The 23,567-nt window shown below is 71.0% G+C and carries 23 protein-coding genes; 14 read left to right on the top strand and 9 right to left on the bottom strand.

What is annotated here, in order from left to right:
* Nucleotides 1-47 precede the first annotated feature (47 nt).
* Complete coding sequence (gene purN / locus AB0C75_RS08480; protein WP_362888379.1) at nucleotides 48-704, top strand: phosphoribosylglycinamide formyltransferase; 657 nt, start codon at nucleotides 48-50, stop codon at nucleotides 702-704.
* Nucleotides 691-2,262 carry a bifunctional phosphoribosylaminoimidazolecarboxamide formyltransferase/IMP cyclohydrolase gene (purH, locus tag AB0C75_RS08475; RefSeq protein WP_362888377.1) on the top strand — a complete coding sequence of 524 codons (1,572 nt, stop codon included), beginning with the start codon at nucleotides 691-693 and terminating at the stop codon, nucleotides 2,260-2,262. The genes purN and purH overlap by 14 nt, the downstream gene beginning before the upstream one ends.
* Nucleotides 2,263-2,380: 118 nt before the next feature.
* On the opposite strand, the gene AB0C75_RS08470 is transcribed toward purH, so the two are convergent.
* The 3 genes from AB0C75_RS08470 to AB0C75_RS08460 form a co-directional block, all read right to left on the bottom strand.
* Nucleotides 2,381-3,088 carry a hemerythrin domain-containing protein gene (locus tag AB0C75_RS08470; protein WP_362888375.1) on the bottom strand — a complete coding sequence of 236 codons (708 nt, stop codon included), beginning with the start codon at nucleotides 3,086-3,088 and terminating at the stop codon, nucleotides 2,381-2,383.
* The gene (locus AB0C75_RS08465) at nucleotides 3,085-3,954 is read right to left on the bottom strand and encodes an SDR family oxidoreductase (protein ID WP_362888373.1); all 870 of its coding nucleotides are present in this window, start codon (nucleotides 3,952-3,954) and stop codon (nucleotides 3,085-3,087) included. Before AB0C75_RS08465 ends, AB0C75_RS08470 begins: the two co-directional genes overlap by 4 nt.
* 109 nt (nucleotides 3,955-4,063) lie before the next feature.
* Nucleotides 4,064-4,837, bottom strand: a complete 774-nt coding sequence (locus AB0C75_RS08460) for an SDR family oxidoreductase (protein ID WP_362888371.1) — start codon at nucleotides 4,835-4,837, stop codon at nucleotides 4,064-4,066.
* A gap of 325 nt (nucleotides 4,838-5,162) precedes the next feature.
* On the opposite strand from AB0C75_RS08460, the gene AB0C75_RS08455 reads away from it, so the two are divergent.
* Together AB0C75_RS08455 and AB0C75_RS08450 are read left to right on the top strand one after the other, a co-directional pair.
* Nucleotides 5,163-5,576: a MarR family transcriptional regulator gene (locus AB0C75_RS08455; RefSeq protein ID WP_362888369.1), complete on the top strand. Its 414-nt coding sequence runs from the start codon at nucleotides 5,163-5,165 to the stop codon at nucleotides 5,574-5,576.
* A 306-nt stretch (nucleotides 5,577-5,882) separates the two neighbouring features.
* On the top strand, nucleotides 5,883-7,352 hold the full coding sequence (locus tag AB0C75_RS08450) for a DUF2079 domain-containing protein (RefSeq protein WP_362888367.1): 1,470 nt from the start codon (nucleotides 5,883-5,885) through the stop codon (nucleotides 7,350-7,352).
* A 60-nt stretch (nucleotides 7,353-7,412) separates the two neighbouring features.
* Here the strand turns inward: AB0C75_RS08450 and AB0C75_RS08445 are convergent, their stop codons facing one another.
* A complete protein-coding gene (locus AB0C75_RS08445; protein WP_362888365.1) occupies nucleotides 7,413-8,030 on the bottom strand; it encodes a hypothetical protein in 618 nt (205 codons plus the stop codon).
* 239 nt (nucleotides 8,031-8,269) lie between these two features.
* On the opposite strand from AB0C75_RS08445, the gene AB0C75_RS08440 reads away from it, so the two are divergent.
* From AB0C75_RS08440 to AB0C75_RS08425, 4 genes are all read left to right on the top strand, one after another.
* On the top strand, nucleotides 8,270-9,148 hold the full coding sequence (locus AB0C75_RS08440; RefSeq protein ID WP_362888363.1) for a bifunctional methylenetetrahydrofolate dehydrogenase/methenyltetrahydrofolate cyclohydrolase: 879 nt from the start codon (nucleotides 8,270-8,272) through the stop codon (nucleotides 9,146-9,148).
* Between the two features lie 19 nt (nucleotides 9,149-9,167).
* Nucleotides 9,168-9,821 carry a DUF3017 domain-containing protein gene (locus tag AB0C75_RS08435; RefSeq protein ID WP_362888361.1) on the top strand — a complete coding sequence of 218 codons (654 nt, stop codon included), beginning with the start codon at nucleotides 9,168-9,170 and terminating at the stop codon, nucleotides 9,819-9,821.
* Between the two features lie 434 nt (nucleotides 9,822-10,255).
* Nucleotides 10,256-11,353, top strand: coding sequence for a DUF2690 domain-containing protein (locus tag AB0C75_RS08430; protein ID WP_362888359.1), 1,098 nt, complete (start codon nucleotides 10,256-10,258; stop codon nucleotides 11,351-11,353).
* A 176-nt stretch (nucleotides 11,354-11,529) separates the two neighbouring features.
* Nucleotides 11,530-12,519, top strand: a complete 990-nt coding sequence (locus AB0C75_RS08425; protein ID WP_362888357.1) for a malate dehydrogenase — start codon at nucleotides 11,530-11,532, stop codon at nucleotides 12,517-12,519.
* A 104-nt stretch (nucleotides 12,520-12,623) separates the two neighbouring features.
* Here the strand turns inward: AB0C75_RS08425 and AB0C75_RS08420 are convergent, their stop codons facing one another.
* Both AB0C75_RS08420 and AB0C75_RS08415 read right to left on the bottom strand, forming a co-directional pair.
* Nucleotides 12,624-13,361, bottom strand: a complete 738-nt coding sequence (locus AB0C75_RS08420) for an isocitrate lyase/phosphoenolpyruvate mutase family protein (protein ID WP_362888355.1) — start codon at nucleotides 13,359-13,361, stop codon at nucleotides 12,624-12,626.
* 98 nt (nucleotides 13,362-13,459) lie between these two features.
* Nucleotides 13,460-13,972 carry a carboxymuconolactone decarboxylase family protein gene (locus AB0C75_RS08415; RefSeq protein WP_362888353.1) on the bottom strand — a complete coding sequence of 171 codons (513 nt, stop codon included), beginning with the start codon at nucleotides 13,970-13,972 and terminating at the stop codon, nucleotides 13,460-13,462.
* A 47-nt stretch (nucleotides 13,973-14,019) separates the two neighbouring features.
* On the opposite strand from AB0C75_RS08415, the gene AB0C75_RS08410 reads away from it, so the two are divergent.
* Complete coding sequence (locus tag AB0C75_RS08410; protein ID WP_362888351.1) at nucleotides 14,020-15,423, top strand: PLP-dependent aminotransferase family protein; 1,404 nt, start codon at nucleotides 14,020-14,022, stop codon at nucleotides 15,421-15,423.
* A 163-nt stretch (nucleotides 15,424-15,586) separates the two neighbouring features.
* On the opposite strand, the gene rocD is transcribed toward AB0C75_RS08410, so the two are convergent.
* Nucleotides 15,587-16,789, bottom strand: coding sequence for an ornithine--oxo-acid transaminase (rocD, locus tag AB0C75_RS08405; protein WP_362888349.1), 1,203 nt, complete (start codon nucleotides 16,787-16,789; stop codon nucleotides 15,587-15,589).
* 180 nt (nucleotides 16,790-16,969) lie between these two features.
* Between rocD and trpS the strand changes: the two genes are divergently transcribed.
* Together trpS and AB0C75_RS08395 are read left to right on the top strand one after the other, a co-directional pair.
* Nucleotides 16,970-17,983: a tryptophan--tRNA ligase gene (gene trpS, locus AB0C75_RS08400; RefSeq protein ID WP_362888347.1), complete on the top strand. Its 1,014-nt coding sequence runs from the start codon at nucleotides 16,970-16,972 to the stop codon at nucleotides 17,981-17,983.
* A gap of 90 nt (nucleotides 17,984-18,073) precedes the next feature.
* On the top strand, nucleotides 18,074-18,664 hold the full coding sequence (locus tag AB0C75_RS08395) for a 2'-5' RNA ligase family protein (RefSeq protein WP_362888345.1): 591 nt from the start codon (nucleotides 18,074-18,076) through the stop codon (nucleotides 18,662-18,664).
* Between the two features lie 34 nt (nucleotides 18,665-18,698).
* Here AB0C75_RS08395 and AB0C75_RS08390 read toward each other — a convergent pair whose 3' ends face one another.
* Complete coding sequence (locus AB0C75_RS08390; RefSeq protein WP_362888343.1) at nucleotides 18,699-19,457, bottom strand: decaprenylphospho-beta-D-erythro-pentofuranosid-2-ulose 2-reductase; 759 nt, start codon at nucleotides 19,455-19,457, stop codon at nucleotides 18,699-18,701.
* A gap of 174 nt (nucleotides 19,458-19,631) precedes the next feature.
* Between AB0C75_RS08390 and AB0C75_RS08385 the strand changes: the two genes are divergently transcribed.
* Entirely contained in the window at nucleotides 19,632-20,573 is a 942-nt protein-coding gene (locus tag AB0C75_RS08385; RefSeq protein WP_362888341.1) for a YihY/virulence factor BrkB family protein, read from the top strand.
* Here the strand turns inward: AB0C75_RS08385 and AB0C75_RS08380 are convergent.
* A complete protein-coding gene (locus AB0C75_RS08380; RefSeq protein ID WP_362888339.1) occupies nucleotides 20,521-21,777 on the bottom strand; it encodes a D-alanyl-D-alanine carboxypeptidase in 1,257 nt (418 codons plus the stop codon). The genes AB0C75_RS08385 and AB0C75_RS08380 overlap by 53 nt on opposite strands.
* 121 nt (nucleotides 21,778-21,898) lie before the next feature.
* On the opposite strand from AB0C75_RS08380, the gene AB0C75_RS08375 reads away from it, so the two are divergent.
* Together AB0C75_RS08375 and AB0C75_RS08370 are read left to right on the top strand one after the other, a co-directional pair.
* Nucleotides 21,899-22,144, top strand: a complete 246-nt coding sequence (locus AB0C75_RS08375; RefSeq protein ID WP_104788442.1) for an SCO4848 family membrane protein — start codon at nucleotides 21,899-21,901, stop codon at nucleotides 22,142-22,144.
* A gap of 57 nt (nucleotides 22,145-22,201) precedes the next feature.
* Nucleotides 22,202-23,557 carry a metallophosphoesterase gene (locus AB0C75_RS08370; protein ID WP_362888337.1) on the top strand — a complete coding sequence of 452 codons (1,356 nt, stop codon included), beginning with the start codon at nucleotides 22,202-22,204 and terminating at the stop codon, nucleotides 23,555-23,557.
* Nucleotides 23,558-23,567 lie beyond the last annotated feature (10 nt).

The following is a 23,567-nucleotide window of genomic DNA, read 5'->3' as shown; positions in this document are numbered from 1 at the left end:
TCCTGTACATCGCGTACCTGCTGTACCACGCGAGAAAGGGCCCTGCTGTGGCCTCCCCGCCCCCCTCCGCCGCTCCGGCCCGTGTGGTCGTGCTCGTCTCCGGCTCAGGAACGAACCTCCAGGCGCTCCTCGACGCGATCGGTGACGACCCCGAGGGCTACGGCGCCCAAATCGTCGCGGTCGGTGCCGACCGCTACGGCACCGTCGGTATCGAGCGTGCCGAGCGCGCCGGACTTCCCACCTTCGTGTGCAAGCTCGGCGAGTACGCCGACCGCGAGGCGTGGGACGCGGCCCTGACCGCGGCCGTGGCGGAACACCGCCCGGACCTCGTCGTGTCCGCGGGCTTCATGAAGATCGTGGGCAAGGAGTTCCTGGCCGGGTTCGGTGGCCGGATCGTCAACACCCACCCCGCCCTGCTCCCCAGCTTTCCCGGTGCCCACGGAGTCCGCGACGCGCTCGCGCACGGCGTGAAGGTCACCGGGTGCACCGTCCACTTCGTCGACGACGGCGTCGACACCGGTCCGATCATCGCGCAGGGCGTGGTCGAGGTGACCGAAGAGGAAACGGTGGAGGGCGAAGCCGCTCTCCATGAACGCATCAAGGAAGTCGAGCGCAAGCTGCTCGTCGAGGCCGTGGGGCGGCTCGCCCGTGACGGCTATCGCATTGAGGGACGAAAGGTTCATCTCGGTCATGTCGGTGAATAACCCCACCCCGGCGAACAAGCCCATCCGCCGCGCCCTGGTCAGCGTCTACGACAAGACGGGGCTCGAAGACCTCGCCCGCGGTCTGCACGAGGCAGGTGTCGAGCTGGTGTCCACCGGCTCCACCGCCGGGAAGATCGCAGCCGCCGGTGTGCCGGTCACCAAGGTCGAGGAGCTCACGGGCTTCCCCGAGTGCCTCGACGGCCGCGTCAAGACGCTGCACCCCCGCGTGCACGCCGGTATCCTCGCCGACCTGCGTCTCGACACCCACCGCGAGCAGCTCACCGAGCTCGGTGTGGAGCCGTTCGACCTGGTCGTCGTCAACCTGTACCCGTTCAAGGCCACCGTCGCCTCGGGCGCGTCCGACGACGAGTGCGTGGAGCAGATCGACATCGGTGGCCCCTCGATGGTCCGCGCCGCCGCCAAGAACCACCCGTCCGTGGCCGTCGTGACCAGCCCGGAGCGTTACGCCGACGTCCTCGCCGCCGTCAAGGCGGGCGGCTTCGACCTGACCGCCCGCAAGCGGCTCGCCGCCGAGGCCTTCCAGCACACCGCCGCCTACGACGTGGCCGTCGCCTCCTGGTTCGTGGACGACTACGCGGCCTCCGACGACTCTGGCCTCCCCGGGTTCCTCGGTGACACCTTCGCCCGCAAGAACGTCCTGCGCTACGGCGAGAACCCGCACCAGCCCGCCGCGCTCTACACCTCCGGCGACGGTGGCCTCGCCGAGGCCGAACAGCTGCACGGCAAGGAGATGTCCTACAACAACTACACGGACACCGACGCCGCCCGCCGCGCCGCCTACGACCACGACGAGCCGTGCGTCGCGATCATCAAGCACGCCAACCCGTGCGGTATCGCGATCGCCGACGACGTGGCGACGGCCCACCGCAACGCGCACGCCTGCGACCCGCTCTCCGCCTTCGGCGGTGTCATCGCCGTCAACCGGCCGGTGACCGTCGAGATGGCCGAGCAGGTCGCGGAGATCTTCACCGAGGTCATCGTCGCCCCGGCGTACGAGGACGGGGCCGTCGAGGTGCTCGCCCGTAAGAAGAACATCCGCGTCCTGCGCTGTCCGGATGCCCCGGCCTCGGCCGTCGAGGTCAAGCCGATCGACGGCGGTGCGCTCCTCCAGGTCACCGACCGGCTCCAGGCCGACGGTGACGACCCGGCCAACTGGACGCTCGCCACCGGCGACGCGCTCTCCCCGGCCGAGCTCGGGGAGCTGGCCTTCGCGTGGAAGGCGAGCCGGGCCGTCAAGTCCAACGCCATCCTGCTCGCCAAGGACGGCGCCTCGGTCGGCGTCGGCATGGGCCAGGTCAACCGCGTCGACTCCGCGAAGCTCGCCGTCGAGCGGGCGGGCGCGGAGCGCGCCCAGGGCTCCTACGCCGCGTCCGACGCCTTCTTCCCCTTCCCCGACGGCCTGGAGATCCTGACCGCGGCCGGCATCAAGGCGGTCGCCCAGCCGGGCGGCTCGGTCCGTGACGAGCTCGTCGTCGAGGCCGCGCGGAAGGCGGGCGTGACCATGTACTTCACGGGCACGCGCCACTTCTTCCACTGACGGAAGCCCTGAAGAAGCCCGCACCCGGGGACGCACCGCAGGCCGCGCCCCTCCCGGGTGCGGCCTGCGGTGCGTCCCGCCTACCGACGAATCCGCTTCGTCAGCGTCAGCGTCGGCGTCAGCGCTCCGCGGCGTCCCGTGAGCGTTCGGGTGTGCTGCCGGGCCGTGGGGAGGGCAGGCCGCGGATCCTGCTGGTCTCGCGGGTGAACCGGCGGTGGCCGATCAGCTTGTAGGCCGCACGAGCCGGGGCCGGCAGGACCTTCATGAACGTTCGCCGCTCCGCGTCATCGGCCTCCTCGACGATGTGGCCGAGGATGACCAGCCGCCGGGTGAGGGGGATCGCGGTCATGCCGTGCTTGCCGAGTGCGTCCCATTCGCCCTGCGTCAGTGTGACGGAGGCGATCGGCAGTATTGTCCGCTCCTCCTCGGCCAGGTGCTCGATCAGCGCCGGCATCATGGCGTCGATGCGAGCGGCCATCCGCTCGCCCGCGGCGGAGTCCGCGCTCGCCGTCCACGCCGCCAACTCCGCGTCGATGGCCGTGACGGCGTCGTCGACCTGTGCGTGCTGGGCATCCATCCGGTCCATCAGGTCCGGATCGAGGGCTGCCCGCTCACGCAGTAGCGGAAAGAGCAGCTCGTCCTCGCCGCTGTGGTGTGTGTGGAGGAAAGCCAGCATCTCCCGGGCGTGCGCACCGATGACACCGGATCGCGCACGGTCACCCGCCGCGGCGCGCAACAGCCGCGGAAGCTGACCGAACTCGCGCCGGAGGACGCGGTGGATCAGCACCATCTCATGGGTGTCGACGCCGGGCCCGGGGGCACTCACCGTGACTCCTCGACGGCTGCGGCGCTCAGCACGGCTTCCCGCGCCGTGGTCGCCGTCCTGCCGATGAGCTCGACCAGGTCGCCGCTGTCCGTGAACAGCTCGCCGCGGGCCAGCCCGGCGTCGGCGTCGGCCACAGCGGCGGCCATCTCCGGAGGCAGCCCGGCACCCGTCAGAGTCGCGGTGTAGTCGGCCACCGACATGTCCCGGTAGACGATGTGGGTGTCCAGGACGTCGCTGAAGGTGGCGGCGAGTTCGGTCAGCGTGAACGGTGTTCCGCCAAGCTCGTAGGTCGCACCGAGGTGCCCGTCCTGCGTCAGCACCGCTGCCGCGGCAGCTGCCAGATCACCCCGGGCGACCGCGCTGACACGCCCGTCGTGCGCACTGCCCAGCAGTGCCTGGTACTGGGTGATCATCGGGAGCTGGTCCGTGTAGTTCTCCAGGTACCAACCGTTACGCAGGATGGCGAACGGCACCCCGCTGTCGCGCAGGTACTCCTCGGTGCGGTGATGCGCGTCGGCGAGTGTCATCCGCGAGGTCGGGGCGTTGAGGATGCTGGTGTACACGACGCGGGAGACACCGGCCCGGCGCGCCGCGTCGATGGCGTTGCGGGCGTTGTCGAACCGCTCGCCCACCGTCGTCGTGGAGACCAGCATCAGCGCGTCGGCCCCCGCGAAGGCGTCGTCGAGGGTGTGCGGGTCGGCGAAGTCCGCGCGTCGCACGGTGATCCCGTTGCGTGCCAGGTCGGCGAGCTTGCCGATGTCCCGCCCTGTGGCCACGATCTGCTCCGGCGGTGTTCCGGCGGCGAGGAGCTGGTCGACGATGAGCCGGCCGAGGTGACCTGAGGCTCCGGTGATGACAGTGGTCATGGTGTTTCCCTTCGACGGGTGTTCGGTGTGGGTGTGTTGCGGCGTGGGTGCGACCGGCCCCGGCGCTCAGATCCCTGGCGACATGGCCGGGTGGGACGAGCCGGGTGCGTCAGTTCCAGCCGCCGTCGGCTTCGATGGTGGTGCCGGTGATGAAGGACGCGTCCGGGGAGAGCAGGAACGCGACCGCAGCGGCGATTTCGTCAGGCTGGGCCAGCCGGCCGAGCGCGCTCATGGAGCGGATGAGAGCGGGGAACGGCACATCGGCGAGGGCGGGGTCCACGTAGTTGGGTGCGTAGTCGGCCATGCGGGTGGCGGTGGCGCCCGGGGCGATCGCGTTGATGGCGATGTTCCGCTCGGCCAGCTCGGGAGCGAGATTGCGCACCAGGGCGGGGATGGCGCCCTTGCTCGCCGCGTACAGGGCGTGCTGACGGACCGCCAGGCGCGCACTGACCGAAGAGCTGAGCACGATCCGGCCGCCGTCGGGCATCGCGGCTACCGCGGCCTGGGTGACGAACAGCTGCCCGGCCACATTGCTCTGGAAGATGCGGTCGAAGTCGGCCTGAGTGATGGTCTCCAGCGCTCCGAAGTGCTCGATCCCGGCATTGCTGACCAGCAGATCCAGGCCGCCGAACTCGGACACCACGGCGCCCACCAGCTCGTGGGTCTGCGCTCGGTCACCGATATCGGCGGGGAAGGCCGACGCGGCACACCCGCGGTCGCGGAGCTCACCGACGAGTGCCTCGGCCGCCTCCTGACCGGATCGGTAGCCGACCGCGACCGTGGCCCCCTGGGCGGCCAGCCGTCGCACGATCGCCGCGCCGATTCCGCCACTGCCTCCGGTGACCAGGACCCGCTTGCCCGCCAGGCTTGATGTAGGTGTCATCGCGCTACCTGCGTTCTTTCTCTCTGCCTTGTCCGGATGTGAACAGTCCTCGGGTCGCGCTGCCCGTTCTTTCATCGGGCCTTCATCGAATTAGTCAGGAACATTGACTACCTTAGGCGCGTGGTCGCGCCGACGGCAACAGCGGCAGGTGTGAGGTGGCCGAGGGGTGGGCCGTGTGTGCGGCGTGCGGAGCCGTGCGCGCCGCCGCGGCCGGGTCGGCGGGGGTCGGGCCCGGCGGCGTTCACGTAGGGTGTGAACCTCGTGAGGTCAGGTGGGAGGCGGGGCTGGGAGCGCTATGGGCGACGAGGAGCGGAATGATCTAGGGGTGTCGCTGTTCATCCCGTACCGGTACACCGAGGACCGCATGTTCCGGGCCCTGCAGGATGCCGGGTTCGATGACTGGACCCTCGCCCAGTGCCGGGTGTTCCAACGCGTCGCCCCGGACGGCTCGCGCCTCACCGACCTCGCTGACCAGGCGCAGATGAGCAAGCAGAGCGCCGGAGTGCTGGTCGACCAGCTGGAGCGCCTGGGCTATGTCCGCCGGGTCCCCGACCCCACGGACGGTCGCGCCCGGCTGATCGTGATCGAGGAGCGTGGCAGGCGGGCGGTCGAGGTGGCCTCGGCGACACTCGACGAGATCCTCTCGGAGTGGAAGGCCTATCTGGGCACCCGCAACTTCACGTTGCTGCACCAGATCCTGGATCAACTGCGCGAGATCACCGACCCCTACGCGAGCTAGTGCCGCGGCAGGCAACGTTCGCCCCCGGCTTCCTCTCGCTCTGCGACGCCGGGGCGTCCGAGGGGCTTCGCCCCGCCTCGATGGTCAGCCTTATTGACTGTATTCATCGACAGCCCCGACGGTTGTCGGTGGCGGGCGGTCCGATCTCCGGCCCTGTGACGGCCGCAGGCCGCGTCGTTCGTCGGATGTGGAACGCACCGAGCCCTTTCCCGGTCTTCTGTTCTAATGAATGGCTTGTCGGGCCGTGGCGGACGGAACCGGTGCGACCGGGCAGCGACCAGTAAGGGATTCCGTTGCGGGGGCACCGTGCTTGACCTGAACCAGAGCGAGACCGACGCACCGGGCGAGCGAATCCCCCGGCCGGCCGGGGGCGCACCGCACCCGGCGCCGCTGCGCCCGTACCTGATCGCGGCCGTGGTCCTGTGCGCGGTCTACTTCCTCTACGCGTACCTGCGCTTCAGCCACTTCCAGTCGCCCTCCTGGGACCTGGGCATCTTCGAGCAGGAGGTGCGCGCCTACGCGGGGTTCGACGCACCGGTCGTCGACATCAAGGGGCCGGGCTATCTGATCCTCGGCGATCACTTCAGCCCGGTCGTGGCGCTCCTCGTCCCGCTCTACTGGATCTGGCCGTCCGCCGTCGCCCTGCTGTTCGCCCAGGCCGCCCTGTTCGCCGCGTCGGCGGTCGTCGTCGGGCGCACCGTCCAGCAGATCCTGGGCGGCCGCTCGGGCCTCTGCGTCACCGTCGCGTACGGGCTGTCCTGGGGGCTCCAGGAGGCGGTGAAGGCCGACTTCCACGAGATAGCCTTCGCCGTCCCGCTGCTGGCCCTGGTCTGCCGCGCCCTACTCATGGAGCGCGTGCGTGCCGTCGTCCTGTGGTCGCTGCCGCTGGTCCTGGTCAAGGAGGACCTCGGCGCCACCGTGGCCGTCGTCGGCCTGCTCCTCGCCCTGTACGGGAGGCGGCTCCAGGGCTTCCTGCTCGCGGCCTTCGGCGTGCTCGCGTTCGCGCTGACCGTGCTGGTGCTCATACCGGCGGCCAGCAGCGCGGGGACGTACGACTACTGGAAGAAGATCGAGGAGGACGGCGGGCAGGAGGTCTCGCTGCTCCACTCCGTCCTCGGGGTGTTCGACTCGTCGGTCAAGCTGGAGATGCTGGTCTTCCTGGTCGGCATCACCGCCTTCATGGCGCTCCGTTCCCCCCTGATCCTGCTGGTCCTGCCCACGCTCGGCTGGCGACTGCTCTCCCAGGACTCCAACCACTGGGGCATGGTCTGGCACTACAGCGCGATCCTGATGCCGGTGGTCTTCCTGGCCATGGCCGACGGCATCAGGCGCAGCCAGGACTCGAAGCGGCCCTGGCTCGTCTCCTACGCGAACGTCGCCGTCCCCATGGCCGCCGCCATCGCCGTCGCGCTCACCCAGCACCTCCCGTTCCGCGAGCTGCTGCGCCCGGAGACGTACCGCGCCGATGTGCGCACCCACGCCGCCGAGGAGGCGCTGGAGGCCATCCCCGTGGGAGCACGGGTGGAGACCGACATCACGCTGATGGCGCACCTGACCGGGGACCGCACGGTCTACTGGGTCGGCGGGGCCCCCGGCACCGCGCCCGATGTCGTCGCCCTCAACCTGGACTTCGGCTGGTCGCAGCCGATCGACGACCCGGTGAAATACGCCCAGCAGCTCCACCCGGAGGCCCGCTACCGGGTCACCCGCGAGGCCGGCCCCTTCGTGGTCATGGAGCGCACCACACGGTCGGCCCCGGCACCCGGAAACGGCTGAAGGCCGCACACCCGCGGTCCAGCGGGTGCCACGGCCTTCGCGCGCGAGCGGGGGAGAGGTTCAGTACTGCGGCTGCTGCCGGCGGTTGAACCACGCTTCGCCGTCGGACTTCGCGACGAAGACGATCACCAGGACGGCGAGCACCGTGTGGATGAGGCCGATCACGACGAACGGGTAGATGCCGAGGATCGCGGTGATCACGCCGAAGATGATGGTCGTGACGCGCAGTCCGCTGCCCCCCTTGCCGAACTTGGCGGCGAGGACGACGGCGAAGGCCCCCCACAGCACGGCGAAGACGGCGATGGCCCACAGCACGCCGCCCGAGTAGTCGGCGAGCTGCTGGAACTGGACGTCTTCCTGGAGCGTCGGGTCGTTCTTGGCCGCGTTCACCGCAGCGGCGGCGAGCATGACGAAGATCGCGCCCACGACCTGGAGTCCGGCGATCACGTAGAGCAGGACGCGCGAGGCCTTCACCCCGCCGGGCATCTCGTTGGGCCCGCCCGGGAAGCCGTAGCCGCCCTGGACCGGCGGTGCCTGCGGGTAGCCGTAGCCCTGCTGGGGAACACCCTGCGGGGCCTGCTGCGGATAGCCGTAGCCCGGCTGCTGCCCGCCGGGCTGGCCGCCCGGCTGTCCACCCTGCTGCTGGCCGTAGGGGTTGTTGGGGTCGCCGAAGCTCATGGCGAATTTCCTCCGTTGTGAATCTGTGGGGACGACGCGGTCCTGGCGGCGGAGGAAATCTGCGCAATCTGAACGGTTGGTCCCCCCGACCCTGCCCGCGGTGATGCGGGACTTATCGTCGTCGTGACATCCGCCATTTGTCCAGCCGGACGCCGAATGTGTTGTGCAAGTGCAATCTCATGTCCACGTGGCAAGCCAGGATTGGTACGTGGGCGGGGTCATCCGCGAGGATGGGTTCCATGACTGCCCAGATTCTCGATGGCAAGGCCACCGCAGCTGCGATCAAGTCCGATCTGACCGTCCGCGTGGCGGCCCTCAAGGCACAGGGCATCACACCTGGTCTGGGAACCCTGCTCGTCGGCGACGACCCGGGCAGCCGCTGGTACGTCAACGGCAAGCACCGCGACTGCGCCCAGGTCGGCATGGGCTCCATCCAGCGTGAACTCCCCGACACCGCCACCCAGGAGGAGATCGAGGAGGTCGTACGGGAGCTCAACGCCAACCCCGACTGCACGGGTTACATCGTGCAGCTCCCCCTCCCCAAGGGGATCGACACCAACCGGATCCTGGAGCTGATGGACCCGGCGAAGGACGCGGACGGCCTGCACCCGATGAGCCTGGGCAAGCTCGTGCTGAACGAGAGCGGCCCGCTGCCCTGCACCCCGCAGGGCGTGGTCACGCTGCTCCGCCGTCACGGCGTGGAGATCAACGGCGCCCATGTGGTCGTGGTCGGCCGGGGCGTCACCATCGGCCGTCCCCTCCCGCTCCTGCTGACGCGCAAGTCCGAGAACGCGACCGTCACCCAGTGCCACACCGGCACCCGTGACCTCTCCGCGCACCTCAGGCAGGCCGACATCATCGTCGCCGCAGCCGGTGTGGCCCACCTGATCAAGCCCGAGGACGTGAAGCCGGGCGCCGCCGTGCTGGACGTCGGCGTCAGCCGGGACGAGAACGGCAAGATCGTCGGCGACGTCCACCCCGGTGTGGCCGATGTGGCCGCCTGGGTCGCCCCCAATCCGGGCGGTGTCGGGCCCATGACTCGGGCCCAGCTGCTCGTCAACGTGGTCGAGGCGGCCGAGCTCGCCGCCGCCGAGGCCTCCGCCGTTTCCGCCGGCTGACCCGGACCGGAGGAACGTCATGGGTGCTGGTACGAGTCCGGCAGGCGGTACACACGCGGACGGATCGGCCGATCCGGCCGGATCGGCCGATGAGGCCGATGAGGCCGAGACGTCCGAGGAGGCCCGGGTGGCAGAGCGCGGCCAGGAGCCGGGCGAGGACGGTGCGGGGGAGGATGTGACGCGCGAGGAAGCGGAGGGCTCTGAGGTCTCCGAGGCCTCTGCCGCTCCCGAGGCGTCTGCGGCCCCCGAGGCCGCCGGACGGAGCGGATCGACCTGGGCGCCCTCGCGTCGCTTCTCGCTGACCCGTGACACCGCCCGCCCCGAGGGCGGCGGCAGGGCGGCAGCGGGGGACGCCCCCGCGCCCGCCCGTCAGTGGCCGCTGCTCACGGTGCTCGGCACCGCGGGGGTCGGGCTGCTGATCGTGGGCGCGGATCCGTTCGGCAACGCCTTCAGGATCGGCGTCATGCTGATGGGCGTCGCGCTCCTCGCCGGTGCGGTGATGCGCTGGGTGGTCCCCTCCGTCGGCATGCTCGCCGTGCGGTCCCGGTTCACCGATCTGGTCACGTACGGCCTGATGGGGATCCTGATCGTGCTGCTCGCGCTGATGGCGCAGCCCAAGCCCTGGCTCGACGTCCCGTTCCTGCCGGACGTCGTGCACTTCACGATCCGCTGACGGGTGCCCGCCCCCTCCCCCGAGAAGGGACGGACACCGGACCGGGCGCCGGTGCAAGAAGCGCCGGAATGCGGTGACTTGAGCGGCCTTGCCCTGTCCTGGGTCAAGCGTCATGGACATCAGGTACCTGGTTCAAGGGATGCCTGGTGGCTGTGGCGCGGAAGTGACCATTCCGCCATGGTGTGATCGTCGGGCAACGACGCCCGGACCGGCTCGACGCGCACTACGGCGCACAACGGAGCATGCGCTCATGCCGAATGCCCCCGTGCGCCCCTTTGTCCGGAACTGGCATCCTGGATCCGTGCATCCTTCTGGGTAGTACGGAGCGCGGAACCGACGTTCCGTACGACAGGGGGAAGGGCCCGGTGCCGGGGTCGGGGGCGCGCCGGGGAACGTCCGGGGAACGGTCCGGGGGAATCGACTGGGGGGAAGCAATGCCTCGTTGGAAGGCACTACCGGAAGAACTCGATCCGCAGATGCGGGAGTTCGCGGGCCAACTGCGCGGACTGGTGGACCGCAGCGGGCTGAGCCTGGCCGCGGTCGCCGACCGCACGGGCTACAGCAAGACGTCGTGGGAGCGTTATCTGAACGGCAGGCTGCTCGCGCCCAAGGGAGCGATCGTCGCGCTCGCCGAGGTGACGGGTACGCAGCTGCACCATCTGACGACCATGTGGGAACTGGCCGAGCGGGCCTGGAGCCGCTCCGAGATGCGTCATGACATGACGATGGAGGCCATCAGGATCTCCCAGGCGCGTGCGGCACTCGGCGAGGCGGGTGTGGCGGCGGCACCCGTGGCAGCCAGGCGGCCCGGCCGGGCAGCCGGTGGCGGCCGTGCGACCGGCGGCGCCCACGCGGCCGGTGGTACGGGAGTCTCCACCGCGGGCGGGCCGGGAGGGGACGGCAGCGACGCCGCCCGCCCGCCGTCCGTGCCCGTCCAGCGTGGCGCGGCGCCGCGCATCCCGCAGCAGCCGCAGCCGGACTCCGCCCCGGGCGCGCACCACGCGGACGGCCGTTCCGAAGGGCCGGGGAAGGGCGGCGGCCGGCGCAGGGTGACGATGTTCCTGGCGGGTGTCGTGGGCGCGCTCCTGCTGATGGCCGGGGCCGTGCTGCTCCTCGATCTGGGCGGGGACGACGACGCCGGCGCGGTGGCCGCGACACCGTCGGCCGATCCCACGGCCGACGCGTCCCAGCTGCCCGCCGGCGTCGAATGCGGCGGCGCCGACTGCACCGGCCAGGATCCGGAAGCCATGGGCTGCGGCGGCGAGTTCGCCGGTACGGTCGCCAGCGCGGCCGTCGGCAGCGGGCTCGTCGAGGTCCGCTACAGCGAGACCTGCGGGGCCGCGTGGGCCCGTATCACCCAGGCATCCACCGGCGACAGCGTGAAGATCACCGCCGGTGCGTCGGAACAGGACGGCACGGTGGACGCCGACACCGAGACGTACACCCCGATGGTCGCCGTCAAGAAGGCCTCCGATGCCAAGGCCTGCGCGACCCTGGCCTCCGGCGCGACCGGCTGCGCCACGCCGGAGTGAGGCGCAGGAGCCGCTGCGCTGCGTAACCGGCTGTGCGCGGTCGCACGGGGGGCCGGACGTTTCCGGCAGCGAGGGTCGGATAGCCTGACCGCTGGATATCTCTTCACGTCAAGATTCAGAGGTGTCCAGCACCAGGGGCAGGGACCCCCACCGCCAGCTGTCTAACGGAGATCGCCATGACCCGCACTCCCGTGAATGTCACCGTGACCGGCGCAGCCGGCCAGATCGGCTACGCGCTGCTCTTCCGCATCGCCTCCGGCCACCTGCTCGGCCCGGATGTGCCGGTCAACCTGCGACTCCTCGAGATCCCGCAGGGCCTGAAGGCCGCAGAGGGCACCGCCATGGAGCTCGACGACTGCGCCTTCCCGCTACTGCGCAACATCGAGATCACCGATGACGCCAACGTCGGCTTCGCCGGCGCCAACGTCGCCCTCCTGGTCGGCGCCCGCCCGCGTACGAAGGGCATGGAGCGCGGCGACCTGCTCGCCGCCAACGGCGGCATCTTCAAGCCGCAGGGCAAGGCGATCAACGACAACGCGGCGGACGACATCAAGGTCCTCGTCGTCGGCAACCCGGCCAACACCAACGCCCTCATCGCGCAGGCAGCCGCCCCGGACGTACCGGCCGAGCGCTTCACCGCGATGACCCGTCTGGACCACAACCGCGCGATCTCGCAGCTGGCCGCCAAGACCGGTGCCGCCGTCTCCGACATCAAGCGGCTGACGATCTGGGGCAACCACTCGGCGACCCAGTACCCGGACATTTTCCACGCGGAGATCGCCGGCAAGAACGCCGCCGAGACGGTCAACGACGAGGCCTGGCTCGCCGACACCTTCATCCCGACCGTCGCCAAGCGCGGTGCCGCGATCATCGAGGCCCGTGGCGCCTCCTCGGCCGCATCGGCCGCCAACGCCGCCATCGACCACGTGCACACCTGGGTCAACGGCACCGCCGACGGCGACTGGACCTCGATGGGTATCCCGTCGGACGGCTCCTACGGCGTGCCCGAGGGCATCATCTCCTCCTTCCCGGTCACCACGAAGGACGGAAAGTACGAGATCGTCCAGGGCCTGGACATCAACGAGTTCTCCCGTGCGCGCATCGACGCGTCGGTGCAGGAGCTCTCCGAGGAGCGCGACGCGGTCCGCGAGCTCGGCCTGATCTGACCGGAGCCCGGCCCCGGCCGGACCCGAGCGGTTACGAGGGCGCCCCCCGGCAGCAGTCGCTGCCCGGGGGCGCCCTCGCGTGTGCTGCGTCCCGTCCCGTGTGTTCAGCCGCCGAGCAGCCGGTCCGCGAGGTCGCGCACGGCGTCCGCGGCCCTGCGCTGGAACTGGGGGCCGAAGGTGATCCGGGCCGCGCCCAGCTCCCCGAGCCGGCGCGGCGCGGACGGGTCGTCGAGTGGGCCGACCGCGTTGACCGGGACCCGGACCGCGGCGGTCAGAGCGGGCAGGGTGTCCGGGGGCGCCAGGATCGGATAGACGCAGTCGGCGCCGGCCTCCGCGTAGAGCAGGGCGCGGGCCGTCGTGTCCGCGGCCACGTCCACGGCGGCCGGGTCCCCGTGGACGTACGTGTCGATGCGGGCGTTGACGAAGAGGCGCTCGCCCGCCGCGGCGCGCACCGCGGCGAGCCGGTCGGCCTGCCGTGCCGGTTCGACCAGGACGCCGCCGACGGAGTCCTCCAGATTGCAGCCGACCGCGCCGGCCTCCAGGAGGCGGCCGACGAGCTCCTCAGGGTCCAGGCCGTATCCCGCCTCGATGTCCGCCGACACGGGGACGGACACCGCACGCGCGATCCGGGCCACCGCCGCGAACATCTCGTCCGCGGGCGTGTCTCCGTCGGCATGACCGAGGGCGGCGGCGACACCGGCGCTCGGGGTGGCCAGGGCGGGGAAGCCGGCCTCTTCGAACACGCGGGCACTCACCGCGTCCCAGGGACCTGGCAGGACCAGCGGGTCACCGGGGCGCCGGCCGTGGTGCAGGGTGCGGAAGACGGACGCGGGGTCGTTCATCGGGGCTCCGGGGGCAGAAAGGGGCGGGGTGGGGGACCGGAAGGCGGAAGCGGAAAGCGGGGGCACGGAAACCGGCGCCCCCGCTCCCGCACTCGCGCTCAGTGCTTGATGTCGCCCGGTGCGTAGTGCCCCGGGGTCAGCCGGGTGGTCACCCCGAACCGGTTCCACGCGTTGATCACCGTGATCGCGGCGATCAGCTGGGCGAGCTCGGCCTCCTCGAAGTGCTTCGCGGCCTGCGCGTAGACCTCGTCCGGCACGAAGCCGTCGTTAAGGACCGTCACGGCCTCCGTCAGCCGGATCGCCGCCAGCTCCTTCTCCGTGTAGAAGTGCTGCGACTCCTCCCAGGCGCTGAGCTGGATGATCCGCTCGACCGACTCGCCCGCGGCAAGCGCGTCCTTGGAGTGCATGTCCAGGCAGAAGGCGCAGCGGTTGAGCTGCGAGGCACGGATCTTCACCAGTTCGAGCAGCGTCGGGTCGACGCCCTTACGCGCTGCGGCGTCCAGCCTGACCATGGCCTTGTAGACGTCGGGGGCGAGCTCGGCCAGCTGCAGCCGCGGGGGGTGCTCGGGGGCGTATTCGGTGGATGTGTGCTGATGTGTGTGCGTGCTCATGGGTTCGACCCTAACCACGGGATGGCGCACCGGTATGGTCCATTTCCATGACGGATTCCTGGGCCGCTTTCGGCGCCGACCTGCATATCGAACCGGCCGGCGGCGGTCTGCGCAGCGGGCTGACGAACGCGCTGCGGGAGGCCGTGCGCACCGGACGGCTGACGCCAGGCACCCGGCTTCCCTCGTCCAGGACGCTCGCCGTGGACCTCGGGATCGCTCGTAACACCGTCGCGGACGCCTACGCGGAGCTCGTCGCGGAGGGCTGGCTCACCGCACGGCAGGGTTCGGGCACCAGGGTCGCGCGGCGGGCCGGGGTGCCGGAACCCGTCGCCCGGGGTGCCAGGGCCAGACGGGTGCCCCGGCGGCCCGTCCACAGTCTGCTCCCGGGGTCGCCCGACCTCTCCGCCTTCCCGCGCGCCGAATGGCTGAAGGCCGCCAGACGCGCCCTCACCGCCGCCCCCGACGCGGCCTTCGGGTACGACGACGATCCACGGGGCCGTATCGAGCTGCGGAGCGTGCTGGCGGACTACCTGGCGCGGGCGCGCGGGGTGTACGCCGACCCGGAACGCATAGTGATCTGCTCGGGCTTCCTGCACGGGCTCACACTGATGGGGCGGGTGCTGCGGCGGCGCCGGGTGCGCGGCGTGGCCGTCGAGTCGTACGGGCTCGACCTGCACCGCGATCTCCTGACCGGCGCAGGTCTGCGCACCCCGTGTCTCCCGGTGGACGAGCTCGGGGCCAGGACCGGGGAGCTGGGAGGGACACCGGGCGTGGGCGCGGTGCTGCTGACACCCGCCCACCAGTTCCCCACGGGCGTCCCGCTCCACCCCGACCGGCGGGCCGCGGCGGTCGACTGGGCGCGGTCATCGGGCGGTCTGGTCCTGGAGGACGACTACGACGGCGAGTTCCGCTACGACCGCCAGCCGGTGGGCGCGCTCCAGGGGCTCGATCCGGAACGGGTCGTCTATCTGGGCACGGCCGCCAAGTCGCTGGCGCCCGGTCTGCGGCTGGCCTGGATGGTGCTCCCTGAGGACCTGGTGGAGGAGGTGTGCGAGGCGAAGAGCGGCTTCGACCGGATGTCCGGGATGACGGACCAGCTGACCCTTGCGGAGTTCATCGGGGCGGGGGCGTACGACCGGCATGTGCGGGCCATGCGGCTGCGCTACCGGCGCCGCCGCGACCAGCTCGTCGACGCGCTCGCCGAGCGGGCACCGGACTTCCGGGTGAGCGGCATCGCGGCGGGGCTGCACGTTGTGCTCGAACTCCCCGAGGGCACCGAGCAGTCGGTCGTCCAGGCGGCCACCTGGCAGGGGCTCGCGCTTGACCGGCTCTCGCGCTTCCGGCACGAGGACGCGGCGCCGGGCCGCGACGGGCTGGTCATCGGCTACGGCACGCCGTCGGAGAGCGGCTGGGCGGGGGCGCTGGACGCGCTGTGCCGGGTGCTTCCGTAGGGCGTGCCCCGGCGCGTCGTGCCCGTCCCGTCCTGGCGTGCTCCGGGACACGCCCCCGGCGCGGCGCCGGTCGCCCCCTCCCCGTCCCGTTCCGGCGGGTGACCGGCGCCGTCGGCGGGCGTGCGTGCCAGGCGTCGCCGGGCAGGCGGGACTTTCAATACACCTAGCCGGCCAGTACGCCGCGGAGCTGGTCCAGGCCCCAGTCCAGGTCCTCCTTGCTGATCACCAGGGGCGGGGCGATCCGGATCGTGGAGCCATGGGTGTCCTTGACCAGCACCCCGCGTTCCATCAGCTTCTCCGAGATCTCCCGGCCCGTGCCGAGTCCGGGCGCGATGTCGACCCCGGCCCACAGCCCCCGGCCCCGTACGGCCCGCACCGCGCCGCCGGTCAGCAGCCCCAGCTCGTGGTGGAGATGGTCGCCGAGCTCGGCGGCACGCTGCTGGTACTCACCGGTGTTCAGCATCGCGATCACCTCCAGCGCGACCGCGCAGGCCAGCGGGTTCCCGCCGAACGTGGACCCGTGCTCGCCCGGCCTGTGGACGCCGAGGACCGCCGCGGACGACACGACGGCCGATACGGGCACGACCCCGCCGCCCAGCGCCTTGCCCAGCAGATACATGTCGGGAACGACGCCCTCGTGCTCGCACGCGAAGGTCCGTCCCGTGCGCCCGAGGCCCGACTGGATTTCGTCCGCGATGAACAGGACGTTCCGCTGCCGGGTCATCTCCCGCACCCCGGCGAGATAGCCGGGCGGCGGGACCAGCACCCCGGCCTCGCCCTGGATCGGCTCCATCAGCACCGCGACGGTGTTCTCCGTCATCGCCTCGTCGAGGGCGGTGAGGTCGCCGTACGGCACGATCTCGAACCCCGGTGTGTACGGACCGTGGTCGGCCCGTGCCTCCTGGTCCGTGGAGAAGCTGATGATCGTGGTCGTCCTGCCGTGGAAGTTGTCGGCCGCGACGATGATCTTGGCCATCCCGTCGGGTACGCCCTTGACGCGGTAGCCCCACTTACGGGCCGTCTTCACCGCTGTCTCCACCGCCTCGGCCCCGGTGTTCATGGGGAGGACCATCTCCATGCCGCAGAGTTCGGCGAGCTTGGTACAGAACTCCGCGAACCGGTCGTGGTGGAAGGCACGCGAGGTCAGCGTCACGCGTTCCAGCTGGGCCTTGGCGACGTCGATCAGGCGCCGGTTGCTGTGCCCGAAGTTGAGCGCCGAGTAGCCGGCGAGCATGTCGAGGTAGCGGCGCCCCTCGACATCGGTCATCCAGGCGCCGTCCGCCGAGGCGACGACGACGGGCAGCGGGTGGTAGTTGTGCGCGCTGTGCGCCTCGGCGGAGGCGATGGCGGTTTCCGTGGTCGACACGGGATCTCCGTTCGTCGTGCGGCGTGGGCGGAGGTGGTGCCCACTTTGTATCGTCCGTCGGATTCGTGCTGGGGAAACCTCTCCCGCGTGGCGCGCCAGGCTGCGGAGCCTCCTCGCGTGCCCCGCCGCTTTCCCGCACCGGTTGCCGTGGACCGGTTCGGCACCTGAGACAATGAGTGCATGGCCTCTGATCGTCCCCGCGTGCTCTCCGGAATCCAGCCCACCGCAGGCTCGTTCCACCTCGGCAACTACCTCGGTGCGGTCCGCCAGTGGGTGGCGCTGCAGGAGTCCCACGACGCCTTCTACATGGTGGTGGACCTGCACGCGATCACCGTGCCGCAGGACCCGAAGGAGCTCAGGGCCAACACCCGGCTCGCCGCCGCCCAGTTGCTGGCGGCCGGACTCGACCCGGAGCGCTGCACGCTCTTCGTGCAGAGCCATGTCCCCGAACACGCCCAGCTCGGCTGGATCATGAACTGCCTCACCGGTTTCGGCGAGGCGTCCCGTATGACGCAGTTCAAGGACAAGTCCGCCAAGCAGGGCGCCGACCGCGCGACCGTGGGGCTCTTCACCTACCCGGTCCTCCAGGTCGCCGACATCCTGCTGTACCAGGCGAACCAGGTCCCGGTCGGTGAGGACCAGCGTCAGCACATCGAGCTCACCCGGGACCTCGCCGAGCGGTTCAACGGCCGCTTCGGCGAGACGTTCACCGTCCCGGCGCCGTACATCCTCAAGGAGACGGCGAAGATCTTCGACCTGCAGGATCCGGCGATCAAGATGAGCAAGTCGGCGTCCACGCCGAAGGGCCTGATCAACCTCCTCGACGACCCGAAGGTCACCGCGAAGAAGGTCAGGAGCGCGGTCACCGACACGGACACCGTGATCCGCTACGACGCGGAGAAGAAGCCCGGGGTCAGCAACCTCCTGAGCATCTACTCCACCCTCACGGGTGCCGCCGTCACGGATCTCGAGCAGAAGTACGAGGGCAAGGGCTACGGAGCGCTCAAGACCGACCTCGCCGAGGTGATGGTGGAGTTCGTCACGCCGTTCAGGACCCGGACCCAGGAATACCTGGACGACCCGGAGACCCTGGACGCCCTGCTGGCCAAGGGAGCGGAGAAGGCCAGGGCCGTGGCGGCGGAGACATTGGCACAGACGTACGACCGGATGGGCCTTCTGCCTGCGAAGCACTGAGTCCAAGGACTCTGGCGGGACCACGGCCGGAGGGGCCACACTGGCGTCGGCACGACCGACGAACGAATCGCGAAGACAGAGGAGAACGATGTGGGGACCGTAACGCTTGGCGTTTCGATCGCGGTCCCGGAGCCTTACGGCAGTCTGCTCCAGGAGCGGCGCGCGAGCTTCGGGGACCCTGCCGCGTACGGCATCCCCACCCACGTCACCCTTCTCCCGCCGACCGGTACCGAGGCGGCCGGCCTGCCGGCGATCGAGACCCACCTCTCCCAGATCGCCACGGCGTGCCGGCCCTTCCCGATGCGCCTGTCGGGCACGGGCACGTTCCGCCCCCTCTCGCCCGTCGTCTACGTCCAGGTCGTCGAGGGCGCTTCTGCCTGCTCCTGGCTCCAGAAGCGGGTCCGGGAGGCGTCCGGGCCCCTGGTGCGCGAGCTCCAGTTCCCGTACCACCCGCATGTGACCGTGGCGCACGGCATCGCGGAGGAGGCCATGGACCGGGCGTACGAGGAGCTCTCCTCGTACGAGGCGGCGTGGACCTGTGGTTCCTTCGCGCTGTACGAACAGGGCGTGGATGGCGTCTGGCGCAAGATCAACGAGTTCCCGTTCGGGGGCGGTGGCGGCTCGCCCGCCGTACCCGCCCAGGGCGGCAGCTCCATGGACCAGCCCTCCCTGTCCTCCTGAGAGCATCCTTCCGAAGGCTCTCGGCCGAGGCCCCTCAGCGCACCGGCAGCCGCCGGAACAGCGGGCGCGGCACGTGCCGCAGGGCCGACATGACCACCCGCAGCGCCCCGGGCACCCACACCGTCTCCGAGCGCCGCCGCAGCCCCGTCACGATCGCGTCGGCGACCGCGCCGGGGGTCGTGGCGAGCGGTGCCTCCTCGCGTCCCGCCGTCATCCGCGACCTCACGAAGCCGGGGCGCACGATCATCACGTGCACCCCCGTGCCGTGCAGCGCGTCGCCGAGACCCTGTGCGAAGACGTCCAGGCCCGCCTTGCTGGAGCCGTAGATGAAGTCGGCACGCCTGGCGCGTTCGCCGGCCACCGAGGAGAGCACCACCAGCGAGCCGTGGCCCTGCGCCTGGAGCGCGCCGGCGCACACCAGTCCCGCGGAGACCGCCCCCGTGTAGTTGGTCTGCGCCACCCGGACCGCGGAGAGCGGCTCCTCCTCGTCGCGCGCCTGGTCCCCCAGGACCCCGAAGGCGAGCAGCACCATGTCGATGTCCCCCTCGGTGAACAGCTTCCCGAGCACCTCCTCGTGCGAGGGGGAGTCGAGCGCGTCGAAGGCGACCGTACGGACGTCGGCGCCCAGCTCGCGCAGCTCGGCCGCGGCCCGCTCCAGGGCGGGGGACGGCCGTCCTGCCAGCTGCACGGAGCGCGTGCGGCGGGCGATCAGCCGCCGCGCGGTGGCCAGGCCGATCTCCGAGGTGCCGCCGAGGACGAGCAGGGACTGCGGGGCACCGAAGGCGTCCTTCACGGGATAACTCCTAGCGGGATGACAGAGCGGTGGCGGAGCAGCCGCCGCTCGTGACCGTATCGCCAGAGAAAACCCATTTGAGGGATTTGTTACAGCGCTCACCGAAATGGGTGATTGATGATCCTGGCGGCCAGGGACACCGGTTTTCCGCGCCCGGCAGGGTACGCGTAGGTCATGGACTGGCTGAAAAAACTCCCCGTCATCGGGCCGCTCGTCGCACGACTGATGGAGACGCACGCCTGGCGCTCCTACGAGACGCTGGACAGGGTCCACTGGTCCAGGCTCGCCGCGGCGATCACCTTCCTCAGCTTCCTCGCGCTCTTCCCGCTGCTCGCGCTCGGCGCGGCCATCGGCGCGGCACTGCTCTCCCCACGGCAGCTCGACAAGATCGAGGACAAGCTCGCCGAGCAGGTGCCCGGCATCTCGGACCAGCTCGGCATCGACAACCTCGTGGCCCACGCGGGCACGGTGGGGGTCGTCGCCGGTGTGCTGCTGCTCTTCACCGGCACCGGCTGGGTCAGCTCGATGCGGGACTGTCTGCGCGCCGTCTGGGAGAAGGACGACGTGGACGAGGGGAACCCGGTCGTCCGCAAGCTCAAGGACGCCGGTCTGCTGCTCGGGCTCGGCGGAGCGGTGCTCGTGGCCCTGGCCGTGTCCACCGTCGCGTCCACCGCGATCGGCTGGACGGTCGACCGGCTGGGAATCGCCGAGGGTGGGGTGGGCGCGGTCCTGCTCCAGGTGGCGGCCGTGGTCGTGGCGGCCTTCGCCGACTTCCTGATCCTGCTCTACCTGCTGACCCTGCTCCCCGGGGTGGAGCCGCCGCGCCGCCGGCTGATCGTGGCCGGGCTGGTGGGCGCGGTCGGCTTCGAGCTGCTGAAACTGCTGCTCGGCAGCTATATGCGGGAGGTCGCGTCGAAGAGCATGTACGGCGCCTTCGGCGTGCCGATCGCGCTCCTCCTGTGGATCAACTTCAGCGCGAAGCTGCTCCTGCTCTGCGCCGCCTGGACGGCGACGCCGAGCAAGGGGGAGAAGCAGGGCACCCCGGAGGGGAGCGGCCAGGACATCAGCGACGCGGAAGGCGACGCACCAGGTCCGGCAGCGGCCAGCGCCGGTTGACCAGGAACACCCCGGCCGCCAGGACCACGAGCGCTCCGCCGGCGATCGACAGCGCGGTCCGGATCCCGCCGGAGCCGGAGCCGGAACCGGCCGCGGCGGCCGACGCGGCCGCGTGCTCCTTGCCCTCGGCCTTGTCCGCGCCCGCCGCGGGCTGTGAGCCCTTCGCGGCCACGGCGGACTTCGGCGGCACCAGCTCGCCGACCGGGGTCACCTTGCCGTCGGCGGCGAAACCCCAGTCGAGCAGGCCCGCGGCCTCCTTGTAGACGGCGTGGCTCTCCTCGGACGAGGGGTTCATGACCGTCACCAGCAGCACCTTCCCGTCGCGCTCGGCGATGCCGGTGAAGGTGTTGCCCGCGTGCGTGGTGTAGCCGTTCTTGACGCCCGCGATGCCCTTGTACGGATCCACCCCGAGGTCACCGGTGATCAGCCGGTTGGTGTTCTGGATCTCGAAGGTCTCGCGCTTTTTGCCCTTCTTCTTCTCGCCGGGGAACTCGGCCGTCGCCGTCGCCGCGTACTCCCGGAAGTCCGCCTTCTGCATCCCGCTGCGGGCGAAGAGCGTCAGGTCGTACGCGCTGGAGACCTGGTTCGGGGCGTCGTAACCGTCGGGCGATACGACCGTCGTGTCCAGGGCCTGGAGCTCCTCGGCGTGCCGTTGCATCGCGGAGACCGTCGCCGGTACGCCGCCGTACATCTCGGACAGCACGTGCACCGCGTCGTTGCCCGATCGCAGGAACACGCCGAGCCACAGGTCGTGGACGGTGTAGGTGTGGTCCTCCTTGACGCCCACCAGGCTGCTTCCCTCGCCGACGCCCGCGAGTTCCTCCTCGGTCACCAGGTGGGTGAGGGTCTTCGGCTGCAGGGCGGGCAGCACCGTGTCGGCGAAGAGCATCTTCAGGGTGGAGGCGGGCGGCAGCCGCCAGTGCGCGTTGTGCGAGGCCAGCACCTCCCCGTTCTCCGCGTCGGCGACGATCCACGATCGCCCGCTGAGGTCCTTCGGCAGGACCGGGGCTCCTGGGCCCAGATCGACCTGGGTGCCCACGTCGCCCAGCCGCTTGCCGCCCACGGTCGACATCTGACCGGTGGGCGTCGGCTGTTTGTCGTTGGTCTTGTCCTTGGCGGCCACTGCCCCCGAAGGGTTGGCGACACATACGGACAGCAAAGCGGCAGAGATGACCGTCATCACGGTCTTTTTCAGAGCTGGCACGGTCGGAAACGTACATGGCGTTGCTGAGGATCGGGACCCGCTCGGGCTGACCCGCCGTGCATACCGCCGGGACAGCCCACCCCGGGCGATCCGACGGGAGACCGGCGGCGATACTGAACCCATGAAGCTCAGCCGCCCCGTTTCCTGGTTCCTGCTCGTCTTCGGAGCGTGGAGCTGGGTCATCTGGGTCACCTTTGTCAAGAATCTCTGGAAGGACGGCAGCGGGCTCGCGTTCGATGACGCGGGAGACCCGACTGCCTACTTCTGGGTCCATCTCCTGCTCGCCATCACCTCGTTTCTCCTGGGGACGGCTGTGGGGGTCATCGGGTTCCGTGGTGTCAGGGCTTTGCGTCGCGAAGGCGGATGACGCGCCGGAGGCCACAGGCGGCCGTCCGGACAGGATCGTTTCAGCGGGGGAGCGTACGTGGTTGTGGTCTTCGTACTCGTGGCGGTCGCGGTGCTCGCGCTGCTCGTCGGCGTGCACCGGTATGTGTGGCGCCGGCTGATCGGTGACACCACGGCGAAGGGCAGCCTCGCGCGCCGCACGGGCACCGTCGCGGCCTTCGTGCTGCCGCTGCTGAGCATCGGCGCCCTCGTCTCCAGCCGCTCCGGGGTCCCCTTCCCGGTGCAGCGGGTGCTGGCCTGGCCGGGCTACCTCTGGCTGGCCGCCCTGCTCTATCTGACACTCGCTCTGCTGGTGGGGGAGGCCGTACGGCCCCTGCTGCGCCGGCTGCTCGCCCGTCGGACGGCCGCCACCGATGCCGCCACCGAGCCCGCCGCGGAACCGGCCGGGCCCGACACCGAGCCCGTTGCGGCCACCGACGCACCGGCGGCGGCCCGGACCACCACCACGGCCACCGCCACCGCCGGCGGGCCCGGCACCGCGCCCACCGGCGGCGGGGCCCTTACGGACCTCGCGCAGCGCGCGGAGCCCCCCGCCCCGTCCGTCGCCGACCCCTCGCGCCGGCTGTTCGTCTCCCGCGCCGTCGGCGGCGCGGCGGCACTCGCAGGACTCGGCACCGTCGGCTACGGCACCTACGGGGTGTTGCGCGGCCCCCGCACCAAGCGGATCACCGTCCGGCTCGCCGGACTGCCGCGCTCCGCCCATGGCTTCCGGATCGCCATGGTCAGCGACATCCACCTCGGCCCCATCCTGGGCCGCGCCCACACCCGGCGGGTCGTCGAGGCGATCAACGCCACCGGGCCCGACCTCGTGGCCGTCGTCGGCGACCTCGTCGACGGATCCGTGGCGGATCTCGGCACGGCGGCCGAGCCGCTCTCCGGGCTCGAGGCCCGTCACGGCAGCTACTTCGTCACGGGCAACCACGAGTACTTCTCCGGCGCGGCCGAATGGGTCGACCACGTACGTGAGCTGGGTCTGCGCCCGCTGGAGAACGCCCGCGTCGAGGTCGCAGGCTTCGACCTCGCCGGGGTCAACGACGTGGCGGGGGAGAGCGAGGGGCAGGGCCCCGACTTCGCCCGTGCGCTCGGTGACCGCGACCGCTCCCGCGCCTCCGTCCTCCTGGCGCACCAGCCCGTCGTCATCGACGACGCCGTGGAGTACGGCGTCGGCCTCCAGCTCTCCGGCCACACCCACGGTGGCCAGCTCTGGCCCGGGAACCTGCTGGCCGAGCTCGCCAACCCGACCGTCGCCGGGTACGAGCGCTACGGCGACACCCAGCTGTACGTCTCGCGCGGGGCCGGTGCCTGGGGCCCGCCCGTGCGGGTCGGGGCTCCCTCCGACATCACAGTCGTGGAGCTCGCTTCCCCGCTGGCTTGATCCGACACCT

The organism is Streptomyces sp. NPDC048565 (genome assembly GCF_040650935.1).
Classification (GTDB): Bacteria; Actinomycetota; Actinomycetes; order Streptomycetales; family Streptomycetaceae; genus Streptomyces.
This window is presented reverse-complemented; position numbering and strand designations above follow the sequence as displayed.

Coding starts and splice junctions, on each gene's coding strand:
- purH (WP_362888377.1), top strand. CDS start 691: ATGTCGGTGAATAACCCCACCCCGGCGAACAAGCCCATCCGCCGCGCC.
- AB0C75_RS08465 (WP_362888373.1), bottom strand. CDS start 3,954: ATGACCACTGTCATCACCGGAGCCTCAGGTCACCTCGGCCGGCTCATC.
- AB0C75_RS08460 (WP_362888371.1), bottom strand. CDS start 4,837: ATGACACCTACATCAAGCCTGGCGGGCAAGCGGGTCCTGGTCACCGGA.
- AB0C75_RS08445 (WP_362888365.1), bottom strand. CDS start 8,030: ATGAGCTTCGGCGACCCCAACAACCCCTACGGCCAGCAGCAGGGTGGA.
- AB0C75_RS08440 (WP_362888363.1), top strand. CDS start 8,270: ATGACTGCCCAGATTCTCGATGGCAAGGCCACCGCAGCTGCGATCAAG.
- AB0C75_RS08435 (WP_362888361.1), top strand. CDS start 9,168: ATGGGTGCTGGTACGAGTCCGGCAGGCGGTACACACGCGGACGGATCG.
- AB0C75_RS08430 (WP_362888359.1), top strand. CDS start 10,256: ATGCCTCGTTGGAAGGCACTACCGGAAGAACTCGATCCGCAGATGCGG.
- AB0C75_RS08425 (WP_362888357.1), top strand. CDS start 11,530: ATGACCCGCACTCCCGTGAATGTCACCGTGACCGGCGCAGCCGGCCAG.
- AB0C75_RS08420 (WP_362888355.1), bottom strand. CDS start 13,361: ATGAACGACCCCGCGTCCGTCTTCCGCACCCTGCACCACGGCCGGCGC.
- AB0C75_RS08415 (WP_362888353.1), bottom strand. CDS start 13,972: ATGAGCACGCACACACATCAGCACACATCCACCGAATACGCCCCCGAG.
- AB0C75_RS08410 (WP_362888351.1), top strand. CDS start 14,020: ATGACGGATTCCTGGGCCGCTTTCGGCGCCGACCTGCATATCGAACCG.
- trpS (WP_362888347.1), top strand. CDS start 16,970: ATGGCCTCTGATCGTCCCCGCGTGCTCTCCGGAATCCAGCCCACCGCA.
- AB0C75_RS08385 (WP_362888341.1), top strand. CDS start 19,632: ATGGACTGGCTGAAAAAACTCCCCGTCATCGGGCCGCTCGTCGCACGA.
- AB0C75_RS08375 (WP_104788442.1), top strand. CDS start 21,899: ATGAAGCTCAGCCGCCCCGTTTCCTGGTTCCTGCTCGTCTTCGGAGCG.